Source organism: Streptomyces sp. NPDC006283 (assembly GCF_040613325.1).
Taxonomy (GTDB): Bacteria; Actinomycetota; Actinomycetes; order Streptomycetales; family Streptomycetaceae; genus Streptomyces.
This window is the reverse complement of sequence record NZ_JBEXRZ010000045.1, coordinates 18,768-42,287: the sequence shown is the minus strand read 5'-3', so window position 1 is coordinate 42,287 and position 23,520 is coordinate 18,768. Positions and strand designations below refer to the sequence as shown.

At 71.1% G+C, this 23,520-nt stretch carries 22 protein-coding genes, 1 pseudogene and 1 riboswitch; of the genes and pseudogenes, 9 read left to right on the top strand and 14 right to left on the bottom strand.

The window, feature by feature from the left end:
• The 3 genes and pseudogenes from ABZ070_RS12730 to ABZ070_RS12720 form a co-directional block, all read left to right on the top strand.
• Positions 1 to 91: pseudogene (locus tag ABZ070_RS12730) on the top strand (transcriptional regulator); the annotation flags it as partial.
• A gap of 225 nt (positions 92 to 316) precedes the next feature.
• Entirely contained in the window at positions 317 to 892 is a 576-nt protein-coding gene (locus tag ABZ070_RS12725) for a carboxymuconolactone decarboxylase family protein (protein ID WP_356632888.1), read from the top strand.
• 75 nt (positions 893 to 967) lie between these two features.
• On the top strand, positions 968 to 1,588 hold the full coding sequence (locus ABZ070_RS12720) for a TetR/AcrR family transcriptional regulator (protein WP_356632878.1): 621 nt from the start codon (positions 968 to 970) through the stop codon (positions 1,586 to 1,588).
• 266 nt (positions 1,589 to 1,854) lie between these two features.
• Here the strand turns inward: ABZ070_RS12720 and ABZ070_RS12715 are convergent, their stop codons facing one another.
• Positions 1,855 to 2,880: a DUF6745 domain-containing protein gene (locus tag ABZ070_RS12715; RefSeq protein ID WP_356632876.1), complete on the bottom strand. Its 1,026-nt coding sequence runs from the start codon at positions 2,878 to 2,880 to the stop codon at positions 1,855 to 1,857.
• A 60-nt stretch (positions 2,881 to 2,940) separates the two neighbouring features.
• Entirely contained in the window at positions 2,941 to 3,267 is a 327-nt protein-coding gene (locus ABZ070_RS12710) for a hypothetical protein (RefSeq protein WP_356632874.1), read from the bottom strand.
• 180 nt (positions 3,268 to 3,447) lie between these two features.
• On the opposite strand from ABZ070_RS12710, the gene ABZ070_RS12705 reads away from it, so the two are divergent.
• From ABZ070_RS12705 to ABZ070_RS12685, 5 genes are read left to right on the top strand one after another with little or no spacing between them, the layout of a single operon-like run.
• Positions 3,448 to 4,407 carry an STM4015 family protein gene (locus ABZ070_RS12705; RefSeq protein ID WP_356632872.1) on the top strand — a complete coding sequence of 320 codons (960 nt, stop codon included), beginning with the start codon at positions 3,448 to 3,450 and terminating at the stop codon, positions 4,405 to 4,407.
• Positions 4,404 to 5,555, top strand: coding sequence for an STM4014 family protein (locus tag ABZ070_RS12700; RefSeq protein WP_356632870.1), 1,152 nt, complete (start codon positions 4,404 to 4,406; stop codon positions 5,553 to 5,555). The genes ABZ070_RS12705 and ABZ070_RS12700 overlap by 4 nt, the downstream gene beginning before the upstream one ends.
• 43 nt (positions 5,556 to 5,598) lie before the next feature.
• A complete protein-coding gene (locus ABZ070_RS12695; RefSeq protein WP_356632886.1) occupies positions 5,599 to 6,405 on the top strand; it encodes an STM4013/SEN3800 family hydrolase in 807 nt (268 codons plus the stop codon).
• Positions 6,402 to 7,799: an STM4012 family radical SAM protein gene (locus tag ABZ070_RS12690; protein WP_356632868.1), complete on the top strand. Its 1,398-nt coding sequence runs from the start codon at positions 6,402 to 6,404 to the stop codon at positions 7,797 to 7,799. Before ABZ070_RS12695 ends, ABZ070_RS12690 begins: the two co-directional genes overlap by 4 nt.
• Positions 7,800 to 7,807: 8 nt before the next feature.
• Positions 7,808 to 8,773 (top strand): STM4011 family radical SAM protein, encoded by a 966-nt coding sequence (locus tag ABZ070_RS12685; RefSeq protein WP_356632866.1) that lies wholly within the window; start codon positions 7,808 to 7,810, stop codon positions 8,771 to 8,773.
• Here ABZ070_RS12685 and ABZ070_RS12680 read toward each other — a convergent pair.
• Positions 8,734 to 9,525, bottom strand: a complete 792-nt coding sequence (locus tag ABZ070_RS12680) for an SGNH/GDSL hydrolase family protein (protein ID WP_356632864.1) — start codon at positions 9,523 to 9,525, stop codon at positions 8,734 to 8,736. The two genes, ABZ070_RS12685 and ABZ070_RS12680, sit on opposite strands and share 40 nt — an antisense overlap.
• A 236-nt stretch (positions 9,526 to 9,761) precedes the next feature.
• Positions 9,762 to 10,682 carry a LysM peptidoglycan-binding domain-containing M23 family metallopeptidase gene (locus ABZ070_RS12675; RefSeq protein WP_356632862.1) on the bottom strand — a complete coding sequence of 307 codons (921 nt, stop codon included), beginning with the start codon at positions 10,680 to 10,682 and terminating at the stop codon, positions 9,762 to 9,764.
• Positions 10,683 to 10,686: 4 nt separating this feature from the next.
• A riboswitch (cyclic di-AMP (ydaO/yuaA leader) is annotated at positions 10,687 to 10,846 on the bottom strand.
• 673 nt (positions 10,847 to 11,519) lie between these two features.
• On the opposite strand from ABZ070_RS12675, the gene ABZ070_RS12670 reads away from it, so the two are divergent.
• Positions 11,520 to 12,332, top strand: coding sequence for a tyrosine-protein phosphatase (locus tag ABZ070_RS12670; RefSeq protein ID WP_356632860.1), 813 nt, complete (start codon positions 11,520 to 11,522; stop codon positions 12,330 to 12,332).
• 9 nt (positions 12,333 to 12,341) lie between these two features.
• On the opposite strand, the gene ABZ070_RS12665 is transcribed toward ABZ070_RS12670, so the two are convergent.
• From ABZ070_RS12665 to hpnC, 10 genes are all read right to left on the bottom strand, one after another.
• Positions 12,342 to 12,506: a DUF6126 family protein gene (locus ABZ070_RS12665; RefSeq protein ID WP_356632858.1), complete on the bottom strand. Its 165-nt coding sequence runs from the start codon at positions 12,504 to 12,506 to the stop codon at positions 12,342 to 12,344.
• Positions 12,507 to 12,524: 18 nt separating this feature from the next.
• Positions 12,525 to 13,115, bottom strand: a complete 591-nt coding sequence (locus ABZ070_RS12660) for a helix-turn-helix domain-containing protein (RefSeq protein WP_356632856.1) — start codon at positions 13,113 to 13,115, stop codon at positions 12,525 to 12,527.
• A gap of 75 nt (positions 13,116 to 13,190) precedes the next feature.
• Positions 13,191 to 14,585 carry an aspartate aminotransferase family protein gene (locus tag ABZ070_RS12655; RefSeq protein WP_356632884.1) on the bottom strand — a complete coding sequence of 465 codons (1,395 nt, stop codon included), beginning with the start codon at positions 14,583 to 14,585 and terminating at the stop codon, positions 13,191 to 13,193.
• Positions 14,586 to 14,742: 157 nt separating this feature from the next.
• A complete protein-coding gene (hpnH, locus tag ABZ070_RS12650; protein WP_356632854.1) occupies positions 14,743 to 15,762 on the bottom strand; it encodes an adenosyl-hopene transferase HpnH in 1,020 nt (339 codons plus the stop codon).
• Between the two features lie 5 nt (positions 15,763 to 15,767).
• Positions 15,768 to 16,424 carry a 1-hydroxy-2-methyl-2-butenyl 4-diphosphate reductase gene (locus ABZ070_RS12645; protein ID WP_356632852.1) on the bottom strand — a complete coding sequence of 219 codons (657 nt, stop codon included), beginning with the start codon at positions 16,422 to 16,424 and terminating at the stop codon, positions 15,768 to 15,770.
• A complete protein-coding gene (gene shc / locus ABZ070_RS12640; RefSeq protein WP_356632850.1) occupies positions 16,424 to 18,445 on the bottom strand; it encodes a squalene--hopene cyclase in 2,022 nt (673 codons plus the stop codon). The genes ABZ070_RS12645 and shc overlap by 1 nt, the downstream gene beginning before the upstream one ends.
• A gap of 135 nt (positions 18,446 to 18,580) precedes the next feature.
• Entirely contained in the window at positions 18,581 to 19,657 is a 1,077-nt protein-coding gene (locus ABZ070_RS12635) for a polyprenyl synthetase family protein (protein ID WP_356632882.1), read from the bottom strand.
• Positions 19,658 to 19,695: 38 nt separating this feature from the next.
• Entirely contained in the window at positions 19,696 to 21,084 is a 1,389-nt protein-coding gene (gene hpnE / locus ABZ070_RS12630) for a hydroxysqualene dehydroxylase HpnE (RefSeq protein WP_356632848.1), read from the bottom strand.
• A 352-nt stretch (positions 21,085 to 21,436) separates the two neighbouring features.
• On the bottom strand, positions 21,437 to 22,387 hold the full coding sequence (gene hpnD, locus ABZ070_RS12625; RefSeq protein ID WP_356632846.1) for a presqualene diphosphate synthase HpnD: 951 nt from the start codon (positions 22,385 to 22,387) through the stop codon (positions 21,437 to 21,439).
• Positions 22,384 to 23,304 carry a squalene synthase HpnC gene (gene hpnC / locus ABZ070_RS12620; RefSeq protein WP_356632844.1) on the bottom strand — a complete coding sequence of 307 codons (921 nt, stop codon included), beginning with the start codon at positions 23,302 to 23,304 and terminating at the stop codon, positions 22,384 to 22,386. The genes hpnD and hpnC overlap by 4 nt, the downstream gene beginning before the upstream one ends.
• Positions 23,305 to 23,520 lie beyond the last annotated feature (216 nt).

Here is a 23,520-nt window from a genome sequence, read left to right as displayed (position 1 = left end):
GGAGCAGGCGTGCCCGATCGCGCCTGTGGTGGACATCGTCTTCAGCCGCTGGACGACACCGATCCTGTGGGCGCTCCACGAGTACGGCCGGGCCGTACCGCCTGACGACCGCGCCGGACGACCGCATCGGCGTCGCCGTGACGGAAGCACCGAAGGACCGCACCGAACGGTCGGGCCTGTCGGGAGGCCCTGCTGGGGCCAACGTCCACCCGCACCCAGGTGTTCCTGGAATTCCCGCCACACCGATGTCACATTCCAGCGCAACCGTTCCGTCGTATCCGTGAAGTCACCCGGCTACACGAACAAGGAGCACGTCATGGCCCGCGTTTCCCTCAACCCGCGCCGCTCGCTCTTCCTGCGGGTCACGGAGTGGTACTCCCGGCGCACGTACGGCAAGGTCCCCGACCCGGTCCGCGCGCTGGGGCACAACCCTCGGGTGCTCCGGGCGGATCTGCGCTTCGAGTTGGCGCTCGGCAGGTGGAACGAGCTGGACCCGGATCTCAAGGCACTCGCGGTGATGGCCTCCGCCGCGTCGATCGGCTGCAGCTGGTGCATGGACTTCGGATACTGGGAGAACCGGCAGCGAGGAATGGACGAACGCAAGGTGCACGAGGTGCCTGTCTGGCGGGACAGTGACGCGTACACCCCGCTGGAGCGCGACGTCATGGCCTTCGCGGAGGCCATGACGGCGAACCCGCCGGAGATCGACGACGAAGTCGCGCAGCGCTTGGTCACCACGCTCGGTGAGGCGGCATTCGTCGAGCTGACCGCGATGGTGGCGGTGGAGAACCTGCGCTCGAGGATGAACACCGCTCTGGGCCTGACCAGCCAGGGGTTCAAGGACCACTGCGAGGTGCCGGGGCGGGAACAGGCTTCGGCCCTCACGGAATGAGAGGTCCGGCCGGGTCGGGACCGCTCCCGTACAGGGCCTGGACTTCGTCCAAGATCGGCTGTGTACTGTGACGCCGTGGCCAGAGTTCGGTTGAGCGTGGCGGAGAGGCGCGAGGAACTGCTCAGCGCCGCGGTCGAACAGATCGAAGAGCGGGGTGTGGCGGCGGTCAGGATCGCGGACGTCGCCGCGGCCCTGGGAGTGAGCAGCGCCCTGGTGCTCTACCACTTCTCGACGAAGGAGAAGCTGGTCGCTGCCGCCTTCACCCATGCCGCCGACGCCGACCTGGCCCATCTGCGCAAGCTGCTCGGCCGGCGTACCTCCGCCCTGCGGCGCCTCCGCGCCGCGGTGCGCTGGTACGCGCCGACGGGGCAGGCCAAGGGCTGGCGCCTGTGGATCGACGCGTGGGCCGTTTCGCTGCGCGAACCGGCGCTGCGTGACGTGTCCCGCGCCCTCGACCAGCAGTGGAAGTCGGCCCTGACGGAGGTCATAGCGGAGGGCGCGGCCGCCGGCGAGTTCCCGTGCCCCGATCCCGCGGCGGCGGCCTGGCGGCTGACGGCGTTCCTGGACGGGCTGGCCGTGCAGATGACGTCGTACGCCGGGACGCTGACCCGCGCGGCGATGCTCCAGTGGACCGACGAGGCCCTCGCCCGGGAACTCGGCATCGAGCACGCCGCGTTGACCGCCACAGCACGCTGAGAAGTCCGTCCCGCACCGTGGTTGCGGGGCGGCTCTCCGGCGCAATGAGCCTCGCCTCTGTGCATCTGGACCATGCCTGCTGCGAGTTTGCCCCTGTCACCGATGTCGCGGAGCAGCGCAGGCGCGGGGAGCAGCTCATGACGGCGGGCTGACGAGGGGGAGTTCCCGACCGCGGCCCAGGTGCGGAGGTCGCCGGGGCGCCGGCGGGCTGCTCCGCCCGCTCTCCTCGCCGGAGCGGACTGCCGCCCGGTGACCCGAACGAGACCCTAGGTCTGCTGCAACGGCTCGTAGGCGTCGGCCTGTATGCCGAAGGTCCAGGCGACACCTTCCTTGGCCGTCCGGGTCGTGGGCGGCACACGCAGCCAGTACGTGCGGTGGGTGCCGTCGGGTTCGGGCGTGGAGTTGAGAACCTCGACCATCACCACGTCCTCGTCGTCCGCGAGGGTGATCCGCCACAGGATGCCGGTCTCGTCGCGGTGCACCGGTTCGGCTCCGGACTCCGCGAGGTAGCGGTCGTAGCCGTAGTACTCGAGCATCACGCGGCGCAGCTCCGCGTTCTCCTGGTCACGTATCCGTTCCGGCGTCAGGGCGGTGAGCTCGTGCAGGAACTCGGCGGGCACGGGCATTCCGCGCCAGGCGTGGAGGGCGAACCCGTCCGGGAAGACCAGCGCGGGGCCTTCGCCGCTGTCCAGGCGGCCCGCCTCGTCGCGATGCAGTTGCGAGGGCCGTTCGCAGATCACGACGGCGTTCTCGTACGGCCACCACCAGCCTGCGTGGGCGGCCACGCGTGCGAGTCCCTCCAGCCGCTCGCTGCGGCCGTCGAACGCGGCGAGCCATGCGGCGTCGTGCTGACCGAGGATCGCCTCGAGGAGAGCACCGCGGATGCCTGTCTCCGCCTCGGCGTGTCGGGGGCCCTCCTGCGGCACCTTCTCGAGGAGAGCGTCCACCGCCCCGGCGCGTATGCGCTCGGCGAGAGCGCGGGTGCTGTCCCACAGCAGCGCTCCGGTACTGCTCCAGAGCGCGGTCCAGCCTCCCGGGCCCAGCTCGTCGTGGACGCGGCGACGTTCGTCGGCCCAGGGGCGGGTACGCACGTCGTCGCGCACGGAGCGTCCCGGGTCGGCAAGGTCCCGGACGGCGTGCATCCCCGCCAGTGGCGAGTCGGCCCAGACGATGCGGTCCGGCGCGGCGAGCCCGGCCGTACGGTAGGCGAGCCGGACGCCGTCCTCGGCGGCCGCCCTGTCGGCCGGTCCGGTGGCCACGGCGATCGCCCGCCACTTGTCCGTGTACTGCATGTGTAGTCCCGTCCCCTGTTGTCGTTCCATGTCTGCTGCTCAGTTGCCGATCCGCGGTGGTCAGTCGGCGACGATCCGCACCGCTCCCGGCAGGTACTCGCGCTGGCGCACCACCCGGAACCATCCCTTCGGCAGCGGTATCGCCGCATGCTCCTCGTGCACCACCCGGCCGCCTTCGGGCAGATGAAGGAGCATCGGCCCGAACGGGCCCGGCTCGCGGACCAGTCGGCCCGGCCCCGTCACCGCGTGGGCGTGGCCGGTGACCTCGCCCAGGGCAAGCACCATCCGGCCGCGGGAGTCCCGCGCCTCCCCCGGCGTGTCGACGACGTGCGGCGGTACGGCGTCCTGCGCCACGGGCACGATCAGCACATCTCCCTGCCGGTACATGGCTCTCCCCTTCCCATCGGCCGCCGAGTGCGTCCGACCTGTTCCCGAAGTTAGGCGGAGGGTCTGACAACGGCGTCCGGCCCTGCCCGGCTGCCGCCCCGCGAGCATCGGTGTCAGTGCCGCTTGGTAGAACTGCTCGCACGTCAGCGATCAAGCCTCGTCCGGTGTCTGGAGCCCGTCATGACCATCTCGAACCATCTGCAGGAGTGGTACGGCCTGCCCGCGTTCGACTTTCCCGATGCCGAGGCGCAGGCTGCCGGGAAGGTGGAGCTGCCGGCACCGGCGAGCGTCGCCTGGCGGATCTCCGTCGACTCGTACGAGAGCGAGGAGGACTGGCCGGACGCGTTCGTCCGCTTCGCCGCGGCGGTGGACACCACGCAGGTCCGTGCTCTGATCGTCGGGTCGTGGAGCGATGCCTACGACTCGGGGCCCGGAGAGGTCATAGCCGCGCTGCTCGCCGCGAAGGAACGGCTGCCGCGGCTCCGTGGACTGTTCCTCGCCGACATCACGTTCGAGGAGTGCGAGATCTCCTGGATCAACCAGGGCGAGGTGACGCCACTGCTCGACGGCTTCCCGCAGTTGGAGCAGTTCGGTGTCCGCGGCGGTCAGGACCTGGCGTTCCCCGCGGTGAAGCACGAGCGGCTCCGGTCGCTGGTCGTCGAGACGGGCGGCCTCGACGCGGAGGTGGTGCGCGGTATCGCGGGGAGCGAGCTGCCCGCGCTGGAGCATCTGGACATCTGGCTGGGCACGTCCTGGTACGGGGCGAACGCCGATGTGTCGGATCTCGAGCCGTTCCTGTCCGGGACGAGGCTGCCGAGCCTCACGCATCTGGCACTGCGCAACAGCGAGATCCAGGACGAGATCGCCGTCGCGGTGTCGGGCGCCCCGGTCGTCGCCCGTCTGAAGACGCTGGACCTGTCGATGGGCACTCTCGGCGACGACGGCGCGGAGGCGTTGCTGACCGGCCAGCCGCTGACCCACCTCAAGAAGCTGGATCTGCACCACCACTTCATGAGCAGCACGATGGTGCAGCGGCTGTCCGACGCCCTGATACCCGCGGGGGTGGAGCTCGACGTCTCCGAAAGCGAGCGCTCCGGTACCAACGCGAGGGAAGACCGCTACACGGCCGTGGCGGAGTGACCGGCTCCGCCGTCGGCCGCCGCGGTCCCGGTCCCCGTCTCGCAGTCGTCGGCAATCCGGACAACCGCCGCGTCGCGTTCTTCCAGGACGCGCTGGGCGCCGCCGGCCTGCCCGCAGCGCGGGTGGTGCCTTGGCTGGATGTGCTGCTCGGCCGGGCGGAGTTCCGGCCGGGCGAGCTGGTGCGCATCGACTCGCCGGGCGAGGACCCCCGGGTGGAGAGCGCGCTGCGGGGCACGGACGACCCGACCCGAGTGGAGGGCACGGCTCTCTGGTACGAGCGCTTCACGGCCGCCGTACGGGAGATCGAGACCCTCGCGGCCGCGGGCGGTGCGGAACTGCTCGACCGTCCGGCCGACCTGGCCGTGCTGTTCGACAAGCGGCTCTGCCACGCCGCCCTGCTGGCGGCCGGTGTGTCGGTACCGACGTCACCGACGTCGGGTGCCGCCTCACCGCCGGTGCGCGGCTGGGACGACGTGCGGGAGATTCAGGCGGCGTACGGGCTGCCGCGGGTGTTCGTCAAACTCGCCCACGGCTCGTCCGCTTCCGGCGTGCTGGCCCTGGAGACGGCGAGCCGCGGACGGGTGCAGGCCACCACCTCGGTGGAGCGGGCACCGGACGGAAGCCTCTTCAACTCCCTGCGCGTGCGGCGCTACAGCACCGAGCGCGAGGTCGCGGCGCTGGTCGACGCCCTGGCACCCGACGGTCTGCACATCGAGCGCTGGCTGCCCAAGGCCTCCCTGCAGGGGAAGGCCGCCGATCTGCGGGTCGTGGTCGTCGCCGGCCGTGCCACGCACGCGGTGGTGCGCACCAGCCGCTTCCCCATGACCAATCTCCACCTGGGCGGCGGACGTGGCGGCCTTGCCGCCGTCCGGGCTGCCACCGAGGCAGCGGGCGGGAGCTGGGGCGCCACGCTCGCGCTGTGCGAGCGAGCAGCTGCCTGCTTCCCGGGCGTCTCCCGCGTCGGGGTCGATCTGCTGCCCTCGACCGGCTGGCGGCGTTTCGCCGTCGGCGAGGTCAATGCCTTCGGGGATCTGCTGCCGCGGCTGACCGGCCTCGCCGGCAGCGGTGCAGAGGGGCTGGACACCTATGCGGCGCAGGTCGCCGCCGTACTACGCAGGACGAGGAACCATCACCGTGCACACGCATGACCACCACACCGAGCCCGACCGGCAGGCAGCTGTCACCCCCGACATGAACGAGGTGGTCGGCAGGGACGATCTGCTGCTCGTCACGCTCGACACCTTGCGTTTCGACGTCGCCGCCGAGCTCGCCGCCGCCGGCCGGATCCCGAATCTGGCCCGCCATCTGCCCGGCGGCGTCTGGGAGAAGCGGCATGCGCCCGGCAGTTTCACCTACGCCGCCCATCAGGCGATGTTCGCCGGCTTCCTGCCGACACCGGCGACACAGGGGCCGCATCCACGGCTGTTCGCGGCCCGGTTCGCGGGCAGTGAGACCACCGCCGGCCGGACGTTCGTCTTCGACACCCCCGATCTTGTCTCCGCGCTGGCGGGCGCCGGCTACCGCACGGTGTGCATCGGCGGTGTCGGGTTCTTCAACAATCAGGGGCCGCTCGGGTCCGTGCTGCCCGGCCTGTTCCAGGAGAGCCACTGGGAACCGGAGTTCGGTGTCGCGTCGCCCACGTCCTTCGAGGCGCAGGTGGCGCGCGCCGAGCAGGTCGTGGCCGCCCTTCCGCGCGACCGCAGACTGTTCCTGTTCGTCAACGTCCCTTCGCTGCACCAGCCCAACTGGTTCCATCAGCCCGGCGCGAGCCGCGCCGCCGGAGACTCGCGCGAGACGCACGCGGCGGCGCTCGAGTACGTGGACCGCCACATCGGCCGACTGTTCACCGCCGCTAGCAGCCGCCGCCGGTGCTTCGCGATCGTCTGCTCCGACCACGGAACCGCCTACGGCGACGGCGGGTTCACCGGCCACCGCCTCGGTCACGAGGCCGTATGGACCGTCCCCTATGCCCACTTCTTCCTCGAGGCCTCCGCATGAGCACCCCCGCCGCGCACCCCAGCCCGCGCCCGTACCAGAGCTACGTCTACGCCTACCCGCACAAGACCGCCTACCGCCCGCTCGGCGAAGACCGGCCGACACTGCGCAAGCTGTGGGCGAACGAGCGCAAGGACGCGCTCTCGCTGTATGTGCACATACCGTTCTGCGAGGTCCGGTGCGGCTTCTGCAATCTCTTCACCCGGATCGGCGCTCCTGACGAGCTGACCGGGCGCTATCTGGATGCCCTCGACCGCCAGGCCGGTGCCGTGCGAGACGCCCTGGGGGACGACGCCCCGGTGCGTTTCGCGGCGGCCGCGTTCGGCGGCGGAACGCCGACCTTCCTGACGGCCCAGGAGCTCGAGCGGCTCTGCGGCATCGCCGAGAAGCGGATGGGCGCGGACCTCGGGGCGGTGCCGCTCTCCGTCGAGACGTCTCCCGCGACGGCGACCCCGGACCGGCTCGCGGTCCTCGCCGGGCGCGGCACGACCCGGATCAGCATCGGCGTGCAGAGTTTCGTCGACGCGGAGGCGAGGGCCGCCGTGCGCCCGCAGCGCCGAGCCGACGTCGAGGCCGCCCTCGGCCACATCCGGGACTCCGGCATCCCCGTCCTCAACATCGATCTGATCTACGGCATCGACGGCCAGACCGAGCGGACCTGGCTCTCCTCCCTCGACGCAGCCCTCGCGTGGCAGCCGGAGGAGCTGTATCTCTACCCGTTGTACGTGCGTCCACTGACCGGACTCGGCAGGCTGGGCGATGCGGCGGGGACCGCGGCCGGTGAGCCGACAGGTGACTGGGCGAGGGACACGGCCGGTGACGCTGCCTGGGACGAGCAGCGGCTGCGGCTGTACCGCACGGGCCGCGACCATCTGCTCGCCCGCGGGTACGAGCAGGTGTCGATGCGCATGTTCCGCCGCGCGGGCGCCCCGCCTGCCGCCGCCGACGACTACGCATGCCAGACGGACGGCATGATCGGCCTTGGCTGCGGCGCCCGTTCCTACACCTCGGCTCTGCACTACTCGTTCGACTACGCCGTCGACATGCGGGAGATACGCGGGATCATCGACGGCTACACCCGGAGCGAGGACTTCTCGCGGGCCGAGGTGGGCCGGTACGTCGACGCGGACGAGGCACGGCGCCGGCATCTGCTCCAGTCCCTGCTGCAGGCGGAAGGGATGGACGTGGCCGGCTACCGCGAGCGGTTCGGCGCGGACCCGGCCGACCACTTCCGTACGGAGCTGGAGCGGTTCGACGCCCGCGGCTGGCTCGACGGCGCGGCGGCGCCGGACCGGCTGCGGCTGACGGCCGAGGGGCTCGCCCACTCGGACGCGCTGGGCCCTGAGCTGTTCTCGCCCGCGGTGCGCGCCGCCATGGCCGCGTACGAGCTGAAGTGAGCCCGTCCATGGACCTGACGATCCTTTACCGCGGTCCCCTCGCGTCCTGCGACTACGACTGTCCCTACTGCCCGTTCGCCAAGCGCCGGGACAGCCGGGAGCAACTACGCGCCGACCGCGCGGCGCTGGAGCGCTTCACGGCGTGGGCGGCTGCGCAGAGCGACGACCGTCTGTCGGTCCTGTTCACCCCGTGGGGTGAGGGCCTCGTCCGGTCCTGGTACCGGCAGGCCATGATCGAGCTGTCGCACGTGCCGCACGTCCGAAGGGTCGCCATCCAGACCAACCTGAGCTGCCGCACCGACTGGCTGTCCGCCGCGGACCCGGCGAAGCTCGCCCTGTGGTGCACGTATCACCCCGATCAGACACCGTATGACCGTTTCATCGACAAATGCCGGGATCTCAGCCGGAGGGGGATCCGGTTCAGTGTGGGGATCGTCGGCTTCCCCGGCCACCTGGAGCAGGGGCGCCGACTGCGCGCGGACCTGCCCGAGCACGTCTACCTGTGGGTGAACGCGCCCGAGGGCCAGAAGCTCTCGGACGCCGAGGCGGACGCCTGGACCGAGCTCGACCCACTGTTCCCCTACAGCCGTCATCCGCATCGCTCGGCGGGCCTCCCGTGCCGTACGGGCGAGTCGGTGATCTCGGTGGACGGCGAGGGGACCGTTCGCCGGTGCCACTTCGTGCCGGCCGAGCTCGGCGATCTGTACGACGGCTCGTACCGCCGGGCGTTGCGCCCCCGCGCCTGCCCGATCGCCGCCTGCGACTGCCACATCGGCTATGTCCACCTGGAGACGCTCCCGCTGTACGACGTCTTCGCGGGCGGTGTCCTCGAACGCATCCCCTCAGCGCTCCCCGCGCAGGAACCTTCCGCACAGGAGCCTTCCGCACACGAGCCTCCCGCGCAGGAGCTTCCCGCGCGGGAGCGCACCCTGCCTCAGAGCGGGAGCAGGTCGGGGCGCTTGGCCTCCACGTGATCGCCGGAGCTCTCGCCGCGCAGCCGCCGTCCGATCCAGGGGGCCAGGTGTTCGCGCGCCCACTGGATGTCGTCGCGGCGCACCTCGAACGCCCCGCGCGGGGGCAGCGGCGGCCAGGGCTGGTCCGGGTCCGCAGGGACCTCGAGACCGAGCACCTGCGCGGCACGCAGGGCGACCCGGGTGTGGCCTTCGGGCGACAGGTGCAGCCGGTCCGCGTCCCAAGCCCGCCGGTCCTGGACGGACTTGAGCGACCACAGGTCGAGCACCGGGCAGTCGTACCGGTCCGCGATGGCCCGCACATGTGCCGTGTACGTGGCGATCCTGCCGCGCAGGTGACGCAGAACCGGCACGTCGCGGGTGTCGAAGCCGGTGGTCACCATGACGGTGCCCACCGAGCGCGCGAGGTCGGCGACGGCCCGTTCGAAGCGCTCGGCGACGGCGTCCGGGTCGGAGCCGGGCCTGATGATGTCGTTGCCGCCGGCGCAGAAGGTCACCAGGTCGGGCGCGAGTTCTTTGGCCCTCGGCACCTGCTCCTCGACGATCTGGTCGAGGAGACGCCCGCGTACGGCGAGGTTGGCGTACCTGAAGGTGTGTTCCGGCCTGCGGTCGGCGAGCAGAACCGCGAAACGGTCCGCCCAGCCGACGTATCTCCCGTCGGGCCCCGGGTCCCCCACGCCCTCGGTGAAGCTGTCACCGATCGCCGCGTACGACCCGAATGCGTTACTGATCTCTGTTCTCGAATCGTCTGCCACGGGAGCACATCTTTCCTTTACGGATGTGACCTACGCGACCGTAAGGAGGGGTTGACGCGGGGTGATCTTTGCCACCGGTCAAGATTCGGCCAATCCGGAATACGCGGAAGCCCCCGCTCCGCGTTGTGCGTGGCAGGGGCTTGCCGACGTGGACCGCCGGCCGGTGCTTGCAGCACCGCAGGCGAACGCCATGTCAGATCACCTGGGGCCCAGGGCGATCGGACGGGTCGGAGGGGTCAGAGGGAGACGCCGTGCTCCCGGAGGTAGGCCAGCGGGTCGATGTCGGAACCGTAGCTCGGGCCGGTACGGATCTCGAAGTGCAGGTGCGGGCCGGAGGAGTTGCCCGTGGATCCGGAGAGGCCGATCTGCTGACCACCGGATACGGACTGACCGCTGGAGACGCCCAGCGAGGAGAGGTGGGCGTACTGGGAGTAGGTGCCGTCCGTGTGCTGGATGACGACCTCATTGCCGTACGCGCCGCTCCAGCCGGCGGAGACGACAGTGCCCGCACCGACGGCCTTCACGGGGGTGCCGGAGGAGGCGGCGAAGTCGACACCGGTGTGGTAACCGCTGGACCACATGGCGCCGGAGGCGCGGTACTGCGTGGTGACGCCCGCGTCGACCGGGGCGGAGAAGCCGGACGCCGGGGCGGAGGCCTCCTTCGCGGGAGCCTCCTTGGCGGGAGCCTCGGCCTGCGGCGCGGCGGGCCGCGAGTCGTCACGCGAGGGACGGGTCTGCGACTCGGAGCGGGGCTCGGGGTCGTTCTTGACCTTGGACTTGGCGCCGATCGTCAGCTCGAGACCCGGGTGGATCAGCGCGGGGTCGGCGCCTATGGCCCGGCGGTTGTCGTTGAAGAGCTGCTTCCAGCCGCCGCGGACGTTCTGCTCCTCGGCGATCTTCGACAGGTAGTCGCCGGCAACGACGGTGTACGTCTTCGGGGCCTTGCCGGCGCCCTGAAGGGCTGCGGCCTCGACGGCGGCGGGGGCCGCGGCGGCGGTCTTCTCCGGAGCGGCGGCCGGAGCCGCCGCGGGTGCGGCATTGGCCGAGGTGGCGCCGAACAGGGGCAGCGCGATGGCGGCGCCACCCGTACCGGCGACGACGAAGCCACGGGTGATCGGGTTGGTCTTGGGACGGCGGTGCTTACCCTTTGCGGGCATGGCGCTTTCCTCTCCGGCGCCTGCGAGGTGAGCTGTCGGGTTCGGGCTGGAGATGCCCGGTCGTGAACGTGCACGACTTCACCCCAAGCCGTCCGAATTGACCGGAATCGGCGTACTACCTGGGTCCCCCGCTCCTGCCACACGTGGATGGGTTCGAATTCCGGTCGGCGGCAGGATGAGGCGGTCCGTCCGGATTGAGCGTGACCGTAGGCGAGTCGGGCAGTCCCGGACAAGCCACGATTTTCCCCGATCAATGACGAGGCCGATATCAACAGGGATTTCCCGGTCACCCTCCGTGGGCAACGGGGTATCAATTCCCTTGCCGAGAAGGGAATTCACGCGCCGGACGCGGCCACAGAACGTCACAGATATGACGCTGCTCACGGAGCACGGCCCATCTCCCCTGCTTACGGGGCACGTTATGCCGAAACAATCAATTCGGACAGAACATGCATTTAGCCACCTAATCCCGCACTTGCCGCAACGCGCTCACGCCCCCACCTCCCACCCCCCACAAAAGGAACGAGAATGTGACGCCGGCCACGACGACGGGAAGGCCGAGGTCACTTCCCTGCACCGCTGACCGAAATGCACTCATTCGATGCAGATGCGTCATTTCGCCCCGCCGATGCCGGGGCATCCCTTCACAGAGCCGCGCAAGCCCGCACATCACCCCCCGTGCGGACCGCCGGGGTCACGCCCCCGGGGAAATCTGCCTGCGGCCGTCAACACCATTGGTTCATGGCCGAGATGAGTGCCTCATGAACGGGTGTCGTATGGTCGGAGCCGCGCCATCGTCGGCGACCAGCGCCGACGGCAGTACCTGAAGGAGTCCTCGTGACGCAGCAGCTGCCGCAGGCCCCCTCGACCGAGCCGGAGCTGACCGGCGTCCGCAACTTCCGGGACGTGGGCGGACTGCCGACCGTGGACGGGCGGCGGGTGCGGCACGGCCGACTGTTCCGCAGCGGACACCTGGCGCACGCGACGGCGAGCGACGCGGCGTTCCTCACGACCCTGGGACTCCACACGATCTTCGACTTCCGCAACGCCGCCGACCAGCGGCTGGAGGGCCCGGACGTCGAGCTGCCCGGTGTGCGCAATGTGAATCTGCCGCTGAGCGACCCGGCCGACGGTGCCGAGTTCTGGAAGATGGTCCGGGACGGCAACCTCGATCAGCTCAAGGCCATCCTCGACGACGGCAAGGGCGCCGGGCGGATGATCGCCTCGTACCGCATGATCATCAAGGAGCGGACGGCCGAGCACAGCCAGGTGCTGCACGCCCTGGCCGAGGACAGCGTCCCGGCCTTGATGCACTGCGCCGCCGGCAAGGACCGCGCCGGGCTGTCGATCGCCGTGTCACTGCTGGCCGTCGGCGTGGAGCGGGACGCGATCGAGGCCGACTACCTCAAGTCCAACGACCCGCACCGCCGCTACAAGGTCCGGCGCACCGACAGCTCCCCCGCCGGAATGTCCCCCGAGGTCTTGGAGCTGCTCAGCCCGCTCTTCGACGCCCGCGCCGAGTACCTGGCCGCGGCCTTCGACGCGATCGAGGAGAACTGGGGCACACCGGAGCGGTACCTCACCGAGGGCCTCAAGCTCTCCCCCCAGACCCGCGAGCGGCTGCGCACACGACTTCTCGAAGAGGGCTGAGGCACCGGATCACTGGCTCTGGCCGCCCACCAGGAACAGCAGGTAGAGGAATCCGGCGATGACGTGGCCCGCGATCAGATAGAGGAAGAGCCGGATCACCAGTCCTCGGGGGAACCGCTCCTCGTTGGAGCTCTCGCCGCCCGTGGCGCGTCGGTCCAGTGGGTCGTGGGACATGTTGTTCGTTCGCCTTCCTTACCGGTCAGAGGTGGGGTGCAGTTCCGGACTCTGCAGCAGCGTGTGCACGAACAGCAGCTCGGCCCCCTCGGGGCCGGCGGCGGCGATGCGGTGCGGGGTGAGCGAGTCGAAGTGCGCGCTGTCTCCGGGAGCCAGGTCGTACACCGTCTCGCCGAGGGTGAGCCGCAGCCGTCCCTCCACGACATGGAGCCACTCCTCGCCGGGATGCACGCGTTCCAGATCGCCCTGGACGCCGTACGGCACCGTCATCCGCAGGGCCTGCATCGCCCGGCCGGGGGCGCCGGCCCGTCGGTAGTGCCAACCGTCGGCCGCCGCGGGTTCGCGGCGGGCGCGGACGACCGGGTCCTTCTCCGGCGGCTGCTCGCCGAGGAGCTCCGCCACGGTCGTACCGTAGATCCGAGCAAGGGCGAGCAGCATCGGCAGCGACGGGTGCCGCCGGCCGGTCTCGAGTCGGGAGAGGTGGGCAGGTGACAGCCCCGCCCGCTGGGCGGCCGACTCGAGGGTGAGCCCGCGGCGGCGGCGCAGTTCGCGCAGCCGGGGCGCCATCTCGGGCAGCTCGTCGTGCGCCGGCTCGACGGTGGTGGTCATGCCTCCATTGCGCCAGAGTCCTGCCTCTGAGGCAAATTTCTTGCCTCAGAGGCAAACGGCCCCCGTCGGCCCGGCTCAGCGGTTCGCGACGGCCTGCTTCACGAGCGTCTTGCCGAAGTCCCACATCAGACCGCCGCCACCGTGGGCGTCGTCCATCACGGCTTCGAACGCCGTCATGAATCGGTCGACCTCGCGTTCGCCGATGATCAGCGGTGGAATCAGCTTGATCACTTCCATGTGGTCCCCGGACACCTGCGTGAGAATCCGGTGCCGCTGCATCAGCGGCACCACCACCATCTGCGCGAACAACCCCTTGCGAGCGGCCTGCAGCACCGTCCAGCGGCTGCGCAGCTTGATCGACTCCGGGCGGCCGAACTCGATGCCGATCATCAGGCCGCGTCCCCGTACGGCGTGCAGCAGCTCGTAGCGGTCGACGAGCGCCGCCAGCCGGGCACGCAGCAGCTCGCCGGTCACCCGTGCGTTCGCCACCACATGCTCGTCCTCCAGCACGGAGAGCACGGCGAGCCCGGCGGCCATCGCCTGGGCGTTGGAGCCGAAGCTCGCCGAGTGCACCAGCACCCGGTCCATCGACGAGTAGACCTTCTTGAAGATCCAGTCCCTGCCGAGGGTGGCGCCGACGGGCACATAGCCGCCCGACAGGGCCTTGGCCACACAGACGAGGTCCGGCTCGACGCCCGCCTCGTACTGGAAGGCGTAGAAGTCGCCTGTGCGCCCGAGGCCGGTCTGCACCTCGTCCACGATCAGCAGAGCCTTGTACTTGTGCAGCAGCTCCTGGGCCGCGCGCAGGAACCCCGGCGGGGTCGGGTGCACACCCTTTCCCTGGACCGGTTCCACGACGAAGGCCGCCACATCGCCGCGCACCAGCTCACGCTCGAGTGCGGCGAGGTCTCCCATCGAGATCGCGGTGTCGGGCAGCAGCGGGGCGAAGCCGTCGCGGAACCCGGGCTCCCCGTTGACCGAGAGCGAGCCGGTGGTCAGCCCGTGGAAGGCGTGCGTGCAGTACAGGATCCTCGGCCTGCCCGTCGCGTACCTGGCGAACTTCAGTGCCGCCTCCACGGCCTCCGTACCGCTGTTGCCGAAGTAGACCCGCTCGAGGTGCGGGGTGTGGGCGAGCAGCTTCTCCGCCAGCAGCCCCGGGAGCGGCTGGCAGTCGAAGCGGGTGAGATCGGCGAGCTGGGCGTCCAGCACGTCGTGCAGCGCCTTGCGTACGACGGGGTGGTGCCGGCCGAGCCCCATCACCCCGAAGCCCGCGAGCATGTCGAGGTAGTCGTTGCCTTCCGCGTCGTAGAAGTAGGCGCCCTCGGCCCGCTGGTAGACCTTGTCGAAACCGATGGTGTGGAGCATGCGCGGCAGCTGGTGGTTGAGGTGCCGGGCGTGCAGCTCGTACCGCTCGGCGCCCCGCCTCGCCAGAAGCTCCGCCAGGTCGAAGCCCTTGCGATGCTCCGTCATTCGTCGGCCCTCCTCGACCTCGGTCATTCCTCCCTCCTCCTCGACCTGGGTCATTCCTCGTCCCTCCTCGACCTCGGTCATTCCTCGGTCCTCCTCGACAGGGGCGCCTCCCGCGCTCGGGGCGCGGGAGGAGTGGGTGAAGGTCACACGGGGCCGGTCATCGGCTGCTCGACAGCGACTCCCGGGCGGCCCGGAGGGACTCCTTGAGCGAGCCCATGGTGGCGAGCACGGCGGTGGGCTCGTAGCCGCAGTGGGCCATGCAGTTGGCGCAGCGCGGGTCCTTGCCTCGGCCGTACTTCTCCCAGTCGGTGTCCTCGACGAGTTCGCGGTAGGTCGGGACGTAACCGTCGCTCATCAGGTAGCACGGACGCTGCCAGCCGAAGAGGGAGTAGTTGGGGATCGCCCACGCCGTGCAGGGGAAGTCGGCCTTGCCCTCCAGGAAGTCCAGGAAGAGCGGCGAGTGGTTGAGCCGCCAGCGGCGCCGGTTGCCGCCGGCGAAGGACTTCCTGAACAGCTCCCTGGTCTGTTCGACGCCGAGGAAGTGCTCCTGGTCGGGCGCCTTCTCGTAGGCGTACGCGGGCGAGATCATCATCTCGTCCACCCTGAGGTCGTCGTTGAGGTAGTTGAGCACCTCGATGACGGTCTGCGGGGTGTCCGTGTTGAAGAAGGTCGAGTTGGTGGTGACCCTGAAGCCCCGGCGCTTGGCCTCCTTGATCGCCTCGACGGCCTCGTCGAACACGCCTTCCTTCGCGACCGATTCGTCGTGCCGCTCCCGCAGTCCGTCGATGTGAACGGCGAAGGCGAAATACGGGGAGGGCTTGAAGCTCTCGATCTTCTTGCGCAGCAGGAGGGCATTGGTGCAGAGGAAGACGTACTTCCTTCGGGTGACCAACTGGCGCACGATCTCGCCGATCTGGGGATGCATCAGGGGTTCGCCGCCGGCGATGGAGACCATCGGGGCACCGGACTCCAGCACCGCTCCGACTGCCTGGGCCACCGGCATCCGCTGCTTGAGCACTCCGGCGGGGTGCTGGATCTTCCCGCAGCCCTCGCAGGCGAGATTGCAGGCGTAGAGCGGCTCGAGTTCGACGATCAGAGGAAACTTGTCGCGCTTGCGGAGCTTCTGTTCGAAGAGATACGTCCCGACCCTGATGGTCTGGCGGAGCGGCATGGCCATCTGGCTCACCTCCTGGGGAGCAGCAAAGAACGGTGCCATTCGAGAAAAGCGGGCGCTACGGCACGAAGAACGCGGAAGGCTGATATTCCACCGCGGAATGTTCCGATGCGAACCAGTTCGTGCTCCGGTGCGTCGACGACCACCCGGACGGCCGCAACCGGGCGCGGTCCGGCCCGAAGGGCGCTGCCCACCGTGGCTGCGGACTCCATGTCCCCGGCGATCGCTCCTGTGGCCAGCAGTTCGGCCCGTTCATGACCCCGTACGACGTGGTCCAGGCCGGTCAGCGGTCCTGTGTGCACCGTGCGGCCGGGCACGGCCCTGGCCACGGCCCGCACCAGGAAGCCGGTGTTGGTGCAGGCGGTGGAGATGCCGCCGAGCCGGGTCTCTTCCGCGACCACCAGGTCCCCCGGGTGCATGCCGGGGGCGAACCCGGCACAGAAGCCCGAGGCGACGACGGCCGCGGCCCGCAGCGCCCCGACCGTGCACGCGGCGTGCACGGCGCGACCGGCGTTGACCGGCCCCATGCCCGTGCGCAGGACGGTCACGTCGCCGCGGGTGCCGCCGCGGTCGCCGGCGCGCAGGGCGAATTTCTCGATCCCGAGCGCACAGGCGATCAGCAGCGGCACGACGGAGTCGGCCCGCGGCGCCTCCGAGTCCCCCATCAGCCCCCCTCGCGGGCGTCCGCACGTTCGGCGAACGGTTCGCCGTGCAGATAGCGGCCGAGCGCGGTGAGCGGGAAGACCTGCCGGTAGAGGTGGTAGTTGATGGAGAAGTCCCAGGGGAACCCGGTGCCGGTGAAGTACGGCTCGTCCCAGGAGCCGTCCGGCCGCTGCGTCTGCGTGAGCCGGCCGACGCCCCTTTCGACCGCGTTGCTCTCCCGCTCCCCGGCCGCCAGCAGGGCGAGCAGCGCCCAGCCGGTCTGCGAGGCGGTGGAGGCGCCGCGGCCGATCGACTTCTCCTCCCGGTACGAGCGCAGGTCCTCGCCCCAACCGCCGTCGTCGTTCTGGACGGACTCCAGCCAGGCGACGGCCCGCCGGATCGCCGGGTGGGAGGCGGGGAGTCCGGCGGCGATCAGGGCCGGCACCACGGCGCCCGTTCCGTAGACGAAGTTGACGCCCCAGCGGCCGAACCAGGCGCCGCTCGGCTCCTGTTCCGCGAGGAGCCAGTCGATTCCCCGCCGGGTGCGCGGGTCGTGGGTCATGCCCTCGAGGGCGAGCATCTCGACGACGTGCGCGGTGACGTCGGCCGACGGCGGGTCGATGACCTCGCCGAAGTCGCAGAACGGGAGCCGGTTGGGGAACGGGCTGGTGTTGTCCGCGTCGAACGCCCCCCAGGCGCCGTTGCGGGACTGCATGCCGAGGGTCCAGCGCATGCCGCGTGCGACGGCCGCGTCGACGCGCTCCGGGTCGGGATGCCTGACCCGCCGCAGGGCGAGCACGACCTCGGCGGTGTCGTCGATGTCCGGGTAGTTGTCGTTGTGGAACTCGAACGCCCAGCCGCCAGGGCCCAGTTGCGGCTTGCGCACGGACCAGTCGCCCGGCCGCACGATCTGCTCGCTCAGCATCCAGTCGGCGGCCTTCACCAGCGCGGGGTGGTCGGCGGGCAGGCCGGCGTCGGCGAGGGCGATGGTGGCCAGGCAGGTGTCCCAGACCGGGGACTGACAGGCCTCGATCATCCGTACGGGGAGGTTGTCCTCCTCGTGCCAGACGGCGAAGCGGTCGAGGGACTCGAGCCCTGCCCGCATGACGGGGTGCTCGAGGTCGTAACCCAGCAGGTGCAGGGCGATCACCGAGTACACGGCAGGCGGCTGGATGCCGCCCCAGCAGCCGTCGTTCTCCTGCCGCTCGATGATCCAGCGGGCGGCGGCGTTCGTGGCCGCACGACGCAGCCTGCGGGGGGCGACCCTGTGGTAGAGGTGCAGTGCCTTGTCGACGCGCTGGAAGAATCCGTCCCAGCCGGCCACGGGGGCGAGCCGCCGCTGCGGGTTGGGCATCGCCGGGTCCGTGTGGAGCTCGTCCAGCGCGAACGGCGCGGGGCGTACGGGCCGCTTCGCGGAGACCACGGTGAGCGGCACGATGGTCTGCCGCGCCCAGCAGCCGAAGTCGTAGATGTTCAGTGGGAACCACTTCGGCAGGAAGACCAGCTCGGGCGGGAGTTCCGGCAGGTCGTCCCACTTCCACCAGCCGAACAGGGCCAGCCAGATCCGGGTGAAGACCCGGGTCGCGGCGATGCCGCCCCGGCTGCGCACCCAGGAGGCGGCGCGCTGCATGTGCGGGTCGTCCGGCCGGTCTCCGGCCAGGCGCAGAGCGACGTAGGCCTCGACGGTGGCGGACAGGTCGCCCGGTCCTGCGTAGAACGTCGCCCAGGTGCCGTCGTCGTGCTGCTGCCCTCGGATGAAGCGGGCGGAGGCCTCGACGGTCTTCGCGTCCTGGATGCCGAGGAACTGCCGGAGCAGCAGGTCCTCCGCGTCCATCGTCACATTGGTCTCGAGGTCGCCCTTCCACCAGCCCTGGGCGTCCTGCCGCGCGAGCAGGTGCTCCACGGCCCGTTCGGCGGCCCTCCCGGCAGCCTCCCGTGCGTCCGTGCCCGCGGCGGTGGTCCTGGCGGTGGTCGAGGTCGTGTCGCCGGCAGCGGCAGCACCGGCCCGCACGGGCCCGCTGCTTCCGTCGGTCGTCGCTGTCATGGTTTCCCCTTCGTGGCAGTGGTCTCTGCTGTGCTGGGGTCTGACGTCGGCCGGTGACAGGTGAGTCACCGGCCGGCGACGCGCTTCATATGGTGCGGCTGTTGCTCCGGGGGGTCCTGGCGATGCTGATGGTGATCATCTCTTTCGTACGACGACGAAGTCCGCGAGCTCGACGAGCTGCGCGCGGACCTGTTCCGGCATGTCGACGGCGTTGAGGGCCTCGATCGCGACGGCGTGCTGGCGGCGGGCCTCCTGGGAGGTCCACTCGCGGCCGCCGGCCTCCTCGATCAGAGCCGCCCGGGTGGCGAACTCCTCCTCGGAGAAGCTGTCGAAGTCGTTGCTCTTGGCGTCGGCGGCGAGCAGTTCGCCGAGCCGCTCGGAGGCCGGGCCGCCTGCGGCCAGCGCCGCCACGACCGGCAGCGACTTCTTGCGCTGGCGCAGGTCGCTCCAGGTCTGCTTGCCCGTGGCGACCGGGTCGCCCCAGATGCCGAGCAGGTCGTCGACAGCCTGGAAGGCGAGGCCGAGGTGGTAGCCGTACGCCTCGAGGGTGTCGGCCGTCCTGTCGTCGGCGCCGCCGAGCACCGCGCCGATGGAGACGGCGCAAGCCAGCAGCGCGCCGGTCTTGTTGCCCTCCATCTCGAGGCACTCCTCGACGGTGACCCGCTCGCGGTGCTCGTAGGAGATGTCCTGCGCCTGGCCGTCGATCAGCTTCCGGGTGGCGGTCGTCAGCCGTCGGGTCGCCCGCCCCGCCTCCACCGTGCCGAGCTCCAGCAGCACCTCGTTCGCCAGCGCGAACAGCGCGTCGCCGACGAGGATCGCCTGCGCGGGGCCGTGCACCTTCCAGACCGTGTCGCGGTGGCGGCGCTGCTCGTCACCGTCCATCAGGTCGTCGTGCAGGAGCGAGAAGTTGTGCACCAGCTCTACGGCGACCGCCCCGGGGATGCCGACCTCCGGTGCGGCGCCCGCCGCCTCCGCGGACAGCAGCGCGAGCGCGGGGCGGACGGCCTTGCCGCCATCGCCCTCGGACGGCTGTCCCTGCGCGTCGATCCACCCGAAGTGGTAGGCGGCGACGGTGTCCATGGGCGGCGCGAGCCGCTTCACGGCATCACGCAGCACCGGCGTGGACATGGTGCGTCCGCGCTCCAGCAGCGCGGAGACGTCGACGCTCTCCACGCTCTGTGCGGTGTCGTCAGCCGGGTACGCCGAGTGCACTGTCGGCACGCTTTCTCCTCTGGTTCCAGTACTGGTGCTCACGCCGCCTCCTTGAGCGGATGTTCATGGTGGCGGCCGAGCGCGAGAAGCGCCGCACCCGCGGCGCTGAATCCGCTGCGCACGGCGCCCTCCATGGTCGCGGGCCAGCCGGTGGCAGTCCACGCGCCAGCAAGGTACAGGCCGGGGGCACGTGTGTGCGCATCCGGCCGCAGACGGCCGACGCCGGGGGCCGGCGCGAACGTCGCCGTCCGCTCCCGGGTGACGAAGAAATCGCGCACCGCGGCCCCGCGCGCGGCAGGCAGCAGCCGTTCCAACTCCGGCAGAAAGCGGCTTCGCAGGGCGGCGACAGGTTCGTCGATCTCGTTCTGCGCGGCCGACTGCGAGAGAGCCAGATACTGGCCGTCCTTCAGTCCGGAGGCCTCCGTGCGGTCGAAGACCCACTGGACCGGCGTGCCGAGCGCGGCGAAGAAGGGGCGGCGCAACACCCTGCGGTCGTACACGACATGGACGTTGAGGATCGGCGCGGTGCCGATGTCGAGGAGCCGGTCGCGGTCCGCCAGTGCGCCGTCGGGGAGCAGGGCGTGGGCCTCGCGCTGCGCCACGGCGAGTACGACGGTGTCGGCGTCGAGCTGCTCGCCGGCCGCGTCGACCTGCCAGCGGCCGTCCGCCGGCCGGCTGATCCCCCTTACCCGGGTGGACAGTTCGGTGCGCACCCCCGCCGCGTCGAGTGCCTTGCGGGCGAGCGTGTCATGCAGTTCGCCGAGAGGGACATGGGCCCAGCCGATGTCGGCGGCCCCCGGCTCGGAGAGCAGCCCGGTCTTGAAGACCATCGCGGCCAGGCCCATGGACGCCTCGGGGGACCTGGCGTTGAGCGTCGCCACTCCTACGAGGTCCCACAGTGCGGCGACGGCCCGCCGGGACTGGCCGTGGCGGCCGAGCCACGTGGCGAAGTCGATGCCGTCCAGCGCCGGGTCGGCGGGGTCGAGCCGCTTGAGCGCGAGTGCGGCGCGGGCGACGCCGGCGCGCTCCTTGAGGGAGAGGTGCGCGTAGCCGGCCAGGCTCGCCGCGAGGTGCAGCGGCACGGGCAGCGCTGTACGCCGCAGCCGGCCGAGCCGCGGGCCGCCCTTGGCCGCGGCATCGAGCACGGGGACGTCGAGACGGTCCTGGACCGGGGCGAGACGGGCGCCGTCGATGCGGTCGAGGAACCAGCGGTAGGCGGTGCAGCACCGCAGGTACACGTGCTGGCCGTTGTCCACGGTGAGGTCGCCGCGGCGGAACGAAAAGGCGAGCCCGCCGAGCCGCGGACGGCTTTCCAGCAGGGTGACTCGCACCCCGGCGTCGGCGAGCCGGAGTGCCGCCGTGACACCGGCGATGCCCCCGCCGATCACGACGGCGTGCCGGGAACGGGTGATGTCGTCGTCCGTCATGCGCTCGCCTCCCTCACGGGGACCGCCGGCGTCCCTCCCGGCCGGCGGGACGGAGCCGCCGGCGTCAGGCCCTCCCGGCAGCGGTCCTGTCCGGGGCGCGGCCCTGCAGAGCCGAGCCCGGGCAGCGACGGGGCCGCCGCCGTCAGGCCCGGCCGGCAGTGGCGGTGCGACACCGCGGAACCGTACCCTCGCCGCGCCGGGGCCACCACAGGCAGGGACGCGGCGAAGGTCCGCCGGGTTGCCCTCGGAAGGTGGGCGGCGGGCGCGTGCGCCACGCGCCGGCGCGGGCCGGCTTTGGGCGGGGCCTCGTACGGGTGGGCCCGGCAGGTGGCCGGCAGGTGTGTCGTGGGCGTCATCGGCGACTCCCGTGAGTCCGGCGGACGATGTGGCGGGCGTCCAGGCCGGACAGGCCCCGGACGGCGACGTAGGCCTTCTCGCGGCCCGGCAGGGTGACGCGTCTGCGCAGCACGGCCTCTGGGTCGCGCTCGATGCGGTCGAGCAGGCGGCGGTAGATGCCGGCCATCGCGGCGACGCACGCGCCGCTGCGCCGGTCGAGCATGGGCAGCAGCCGGTAGCCCTCCACGAACAGGGCACGGGCGCGGCGTACTTCGAAGTGGACCAGACCCGCGAAGTCGGAACCGGGCGGCGGTGTGCTGCTGTGGAAGCCGTCGGAGCAGCCGAACTTGGCGAGGTCGTCCGCGGGCAGGTAGGTGCGGCCGTTGGCCGCGTCCTCCCGAACGTCCCTGAGAACGTTGGTCAGTTGAAGGGCGAGGCCCAGCGTGTCGGCGTACTCGAAGGCGCGGTCGGCGCCGCGCGCGCCGGGCTGGGTGCCGAACACGCCCAGCGAGAGCCGCCCGATCGCTCCCGCCACGCACCGGCAGTACGCCTTGAGGTCGTCCCACGTCTCGTAGGTCTCGCCCCGGACGTCCATCAGCACGCCGTCGATGAGTTCGTCGAGGCCGTCGAGCGGGAGGGGGAAGCGGCGCGCGGCGTCGGAGAGGGCGACGGCGACGGGGTCGGTGTCGTCCTCGTCGACGGCGCCCTTCCTGATGCGCTGCAGCAGCTCGCGCGTGCCCTCGAGCCGGTCGTGCTTGGCCTCGGGCTTCAGTGTGCCGTCGCCGATGTCGTCGACGCGCCGGGAGAACGCGTACAGCGCCGACATTGCCTGGCGCTTCTCCGGCGGCAGCAGCCTGATGCCGTAGGCGAAGTTGCGGGCCTGCTGTCCGGTGACGGCCTCGCAGTAGCTGTACGCGGCCTGCACCGGCCCGGGCACCTGGATCGGTCCCTCCATCGTCCGGCTCATCCCTCTCTACGTGCTTCTCGCAAGACTGCTCCCACGTGACGCAGCAGGTTCGCCTTGGTGGCTCTGGGCGGCCCGGGCAGGACATCATGTCCGGCCGAGGCGATCGCGGCGAGGGCGGCACGCCCACCGGCGACGAATCCGGCGAGCAGCAGCCGCAACCTGCCGTCGACGCTGCCGACGAGCGGCGTGCCCTCGTCCAGCAGCAGGCGGGCACGCTGTGCCTCGAAGGCGATCAGCGCACGCACCGACGCGTTGGCGGTCGGCGCGGCGAGGTCGGCCTCGGCCGTGTGGAAACGTTTCATGTCCTGTGCGGGCAGGTAGATGCGGTCGCGCGCCAGGTCCTCGGCGACGTCCTGGAGGTGCTCCACGATCTGGAGGGCCGTGCACACGGCGTCCGAGCGGCGTACGCGTTCAGGAGTGGCGGTGCCGGTGATGCCCAGGACCAGCCTGCCGACCGGGTTCGCGGACAGCTCGCAGTAGGCGAGGAGGTCGTCGTACGTCTCGTAGCGGCGGACGAGCTGGTCCTGCCGGTTGGCCGCGATCAGGCCGAGGAACGGCTCGGGCGTGAGCGAGCTGCGGCGGACGGTGGGCCGCAGCGCGCACAGCAGGGGATGGCGGGGGGCGTCGCCCGCCTCGTCGAAAACACGGCCGAGATCGGCCTCGAAGGCGTCGAGTACGGCGAGCCGGTCGTCGGCCTTCTCCGGGGTGACGCCGAGGTGGCGGGCGTCCGCGCCGCCGGGCGCGAGATCGCCGTCGCCGATGTCGTCGACGAGACGGGCGTAGCCGTAGACGGCCATGAGGTCGTCGCGCCAGGCGCGGGGGAGGAAGAAGGGGGCGACGGGGAAGTTCTCCTCAGCGGCCTTGTCCAGGGTGGCGCGGGCGGGGACCCGCGCGCGCGTCCGAGAGGTGCCCGTCACTGCGCGCTGCCCGACGCGGGGAGCCGCTCGCTGTCCGGCGCGGGGACGGCGGGAGAGTGGCGGAGCTGGAGATTTCCCGTCATGGCCGTCACGTCTCCCGTTCTACACTGCCGACCCAATACATCCCATTTCGGACACGCCGCCACATAACGGCACCGCACATCCGCCACCCGGCGGTGCCGGGATCGGCCGGTCGGCCGACGGCTTTTAACCCCA

Coding starts and splice junctions, on each gene's coding strand:
- ABZ070_RS12695 (WP_356632886.1), top strand. CDS start 5,599: ATGAACGAGGTGGTCGGCAGGGACGATCTGCTGCTCGTCACGCTCGAC.
- ABZ070_RS12710 (WP_356632874.1), bottom strand. CDS start 3,267: ATGTACCGGCAGGGAGATGTGCTGATCGTGCCCGTGGCGCAGGACGCC.
- ABZ070_RS12645 (WP_356632852.1), bottom strand. CDS start 16,424: ATGGGGGACTCGGAGGCGCCGCGGGCCGACTCCGTCGTGCCGCTGCTG.
- ABZ070_RS12705 (WP_356632872.1), top strand. CDS start 3,448: ATGACCATCTCGAACCATCTGCAGGAGTGGTACGGCCTGCCCGCGTTC.
- ABZ070_RS12690 (WP_356632868.1), top strand. CDS start 6,402: ATGAGCACCCCCGCCGCGCACCCCAGCCCGCGCCCGTACCAGAGCTAC.
- ABZ070_RS12665 (WP_356632858.1), bottom strand. CDS start 12,506: ATGTCCCACGACCCACTGGACCGACGCGCCACGGGCGGCGAGAGCTCC.
- hpnH (WP_356632854.1), bottom strand. CDS start 15,762: ATGGCCATGCCGCTCCGCCAGACCATCAGGGTCGGGACGTATCTCTTC.
- ABZ070_RS12660 (WP_356632856.1), bottom strand. CDS start 13,115: ATGACCACCACCGTCGAGCCGGCGCACGACGAGCTGCCCGAGATGGCG.
- ABZ070_RS12675 (WP_356632862.1), bottom strand. CDS start 10,682: ATGCCCGCAAAGGGTAAGCACCGCCGTCCCAAGACCAACCCGATCACC.
- ABZ070_RS12685 (WP_356632866.1), top strand. CDS start 7,808: ATGGACCTGACGATCCTTTACCGCGGTCCCCTCGCGTCCTGCGACTAC.
- hpnE (WP_356632848.1), bottom strand. CDS start 21,084: ATGACGGACGACGACATCACCCGTTCCCGGCACGCCGTCGTGATCGGC.
- hpnD (WP_356632846.1), bottom strand. CDS start 22,387: ATGAGCCGGACGATGGAGGGACCGATCCAGGTGCCCGGGCCGGTGCAG.
- ABZ070_RS12655 (WP_356632884.1), bottom strand. CDS start 14,585: ATGACGGAGCATCGCAAGGGCTTCGACCTGGCGGAGCTTCTGGCGAGG.
- ABZ070_RS12725 (WP_356632888.1), top strand. CDS start 317: ATGGCCCGCGTTTCCCTCAACCCGCGCCGCTCGCTCTTCCTGCGGGTC.
- ABZ070_RS12715 (WP_356632876.1), bottom strand. CDS start 2,880: ATGCAGTACACGGACAAGTGGCGGGCGATCGCCGTGGCCACCGGACCG.
- shc (WP_356632850.1), bottom strand. CDS start 18,445: ATGACAGCGACGACCGACGGAAGCAGCGGGCCCGTGCGGGCCGGTGCT.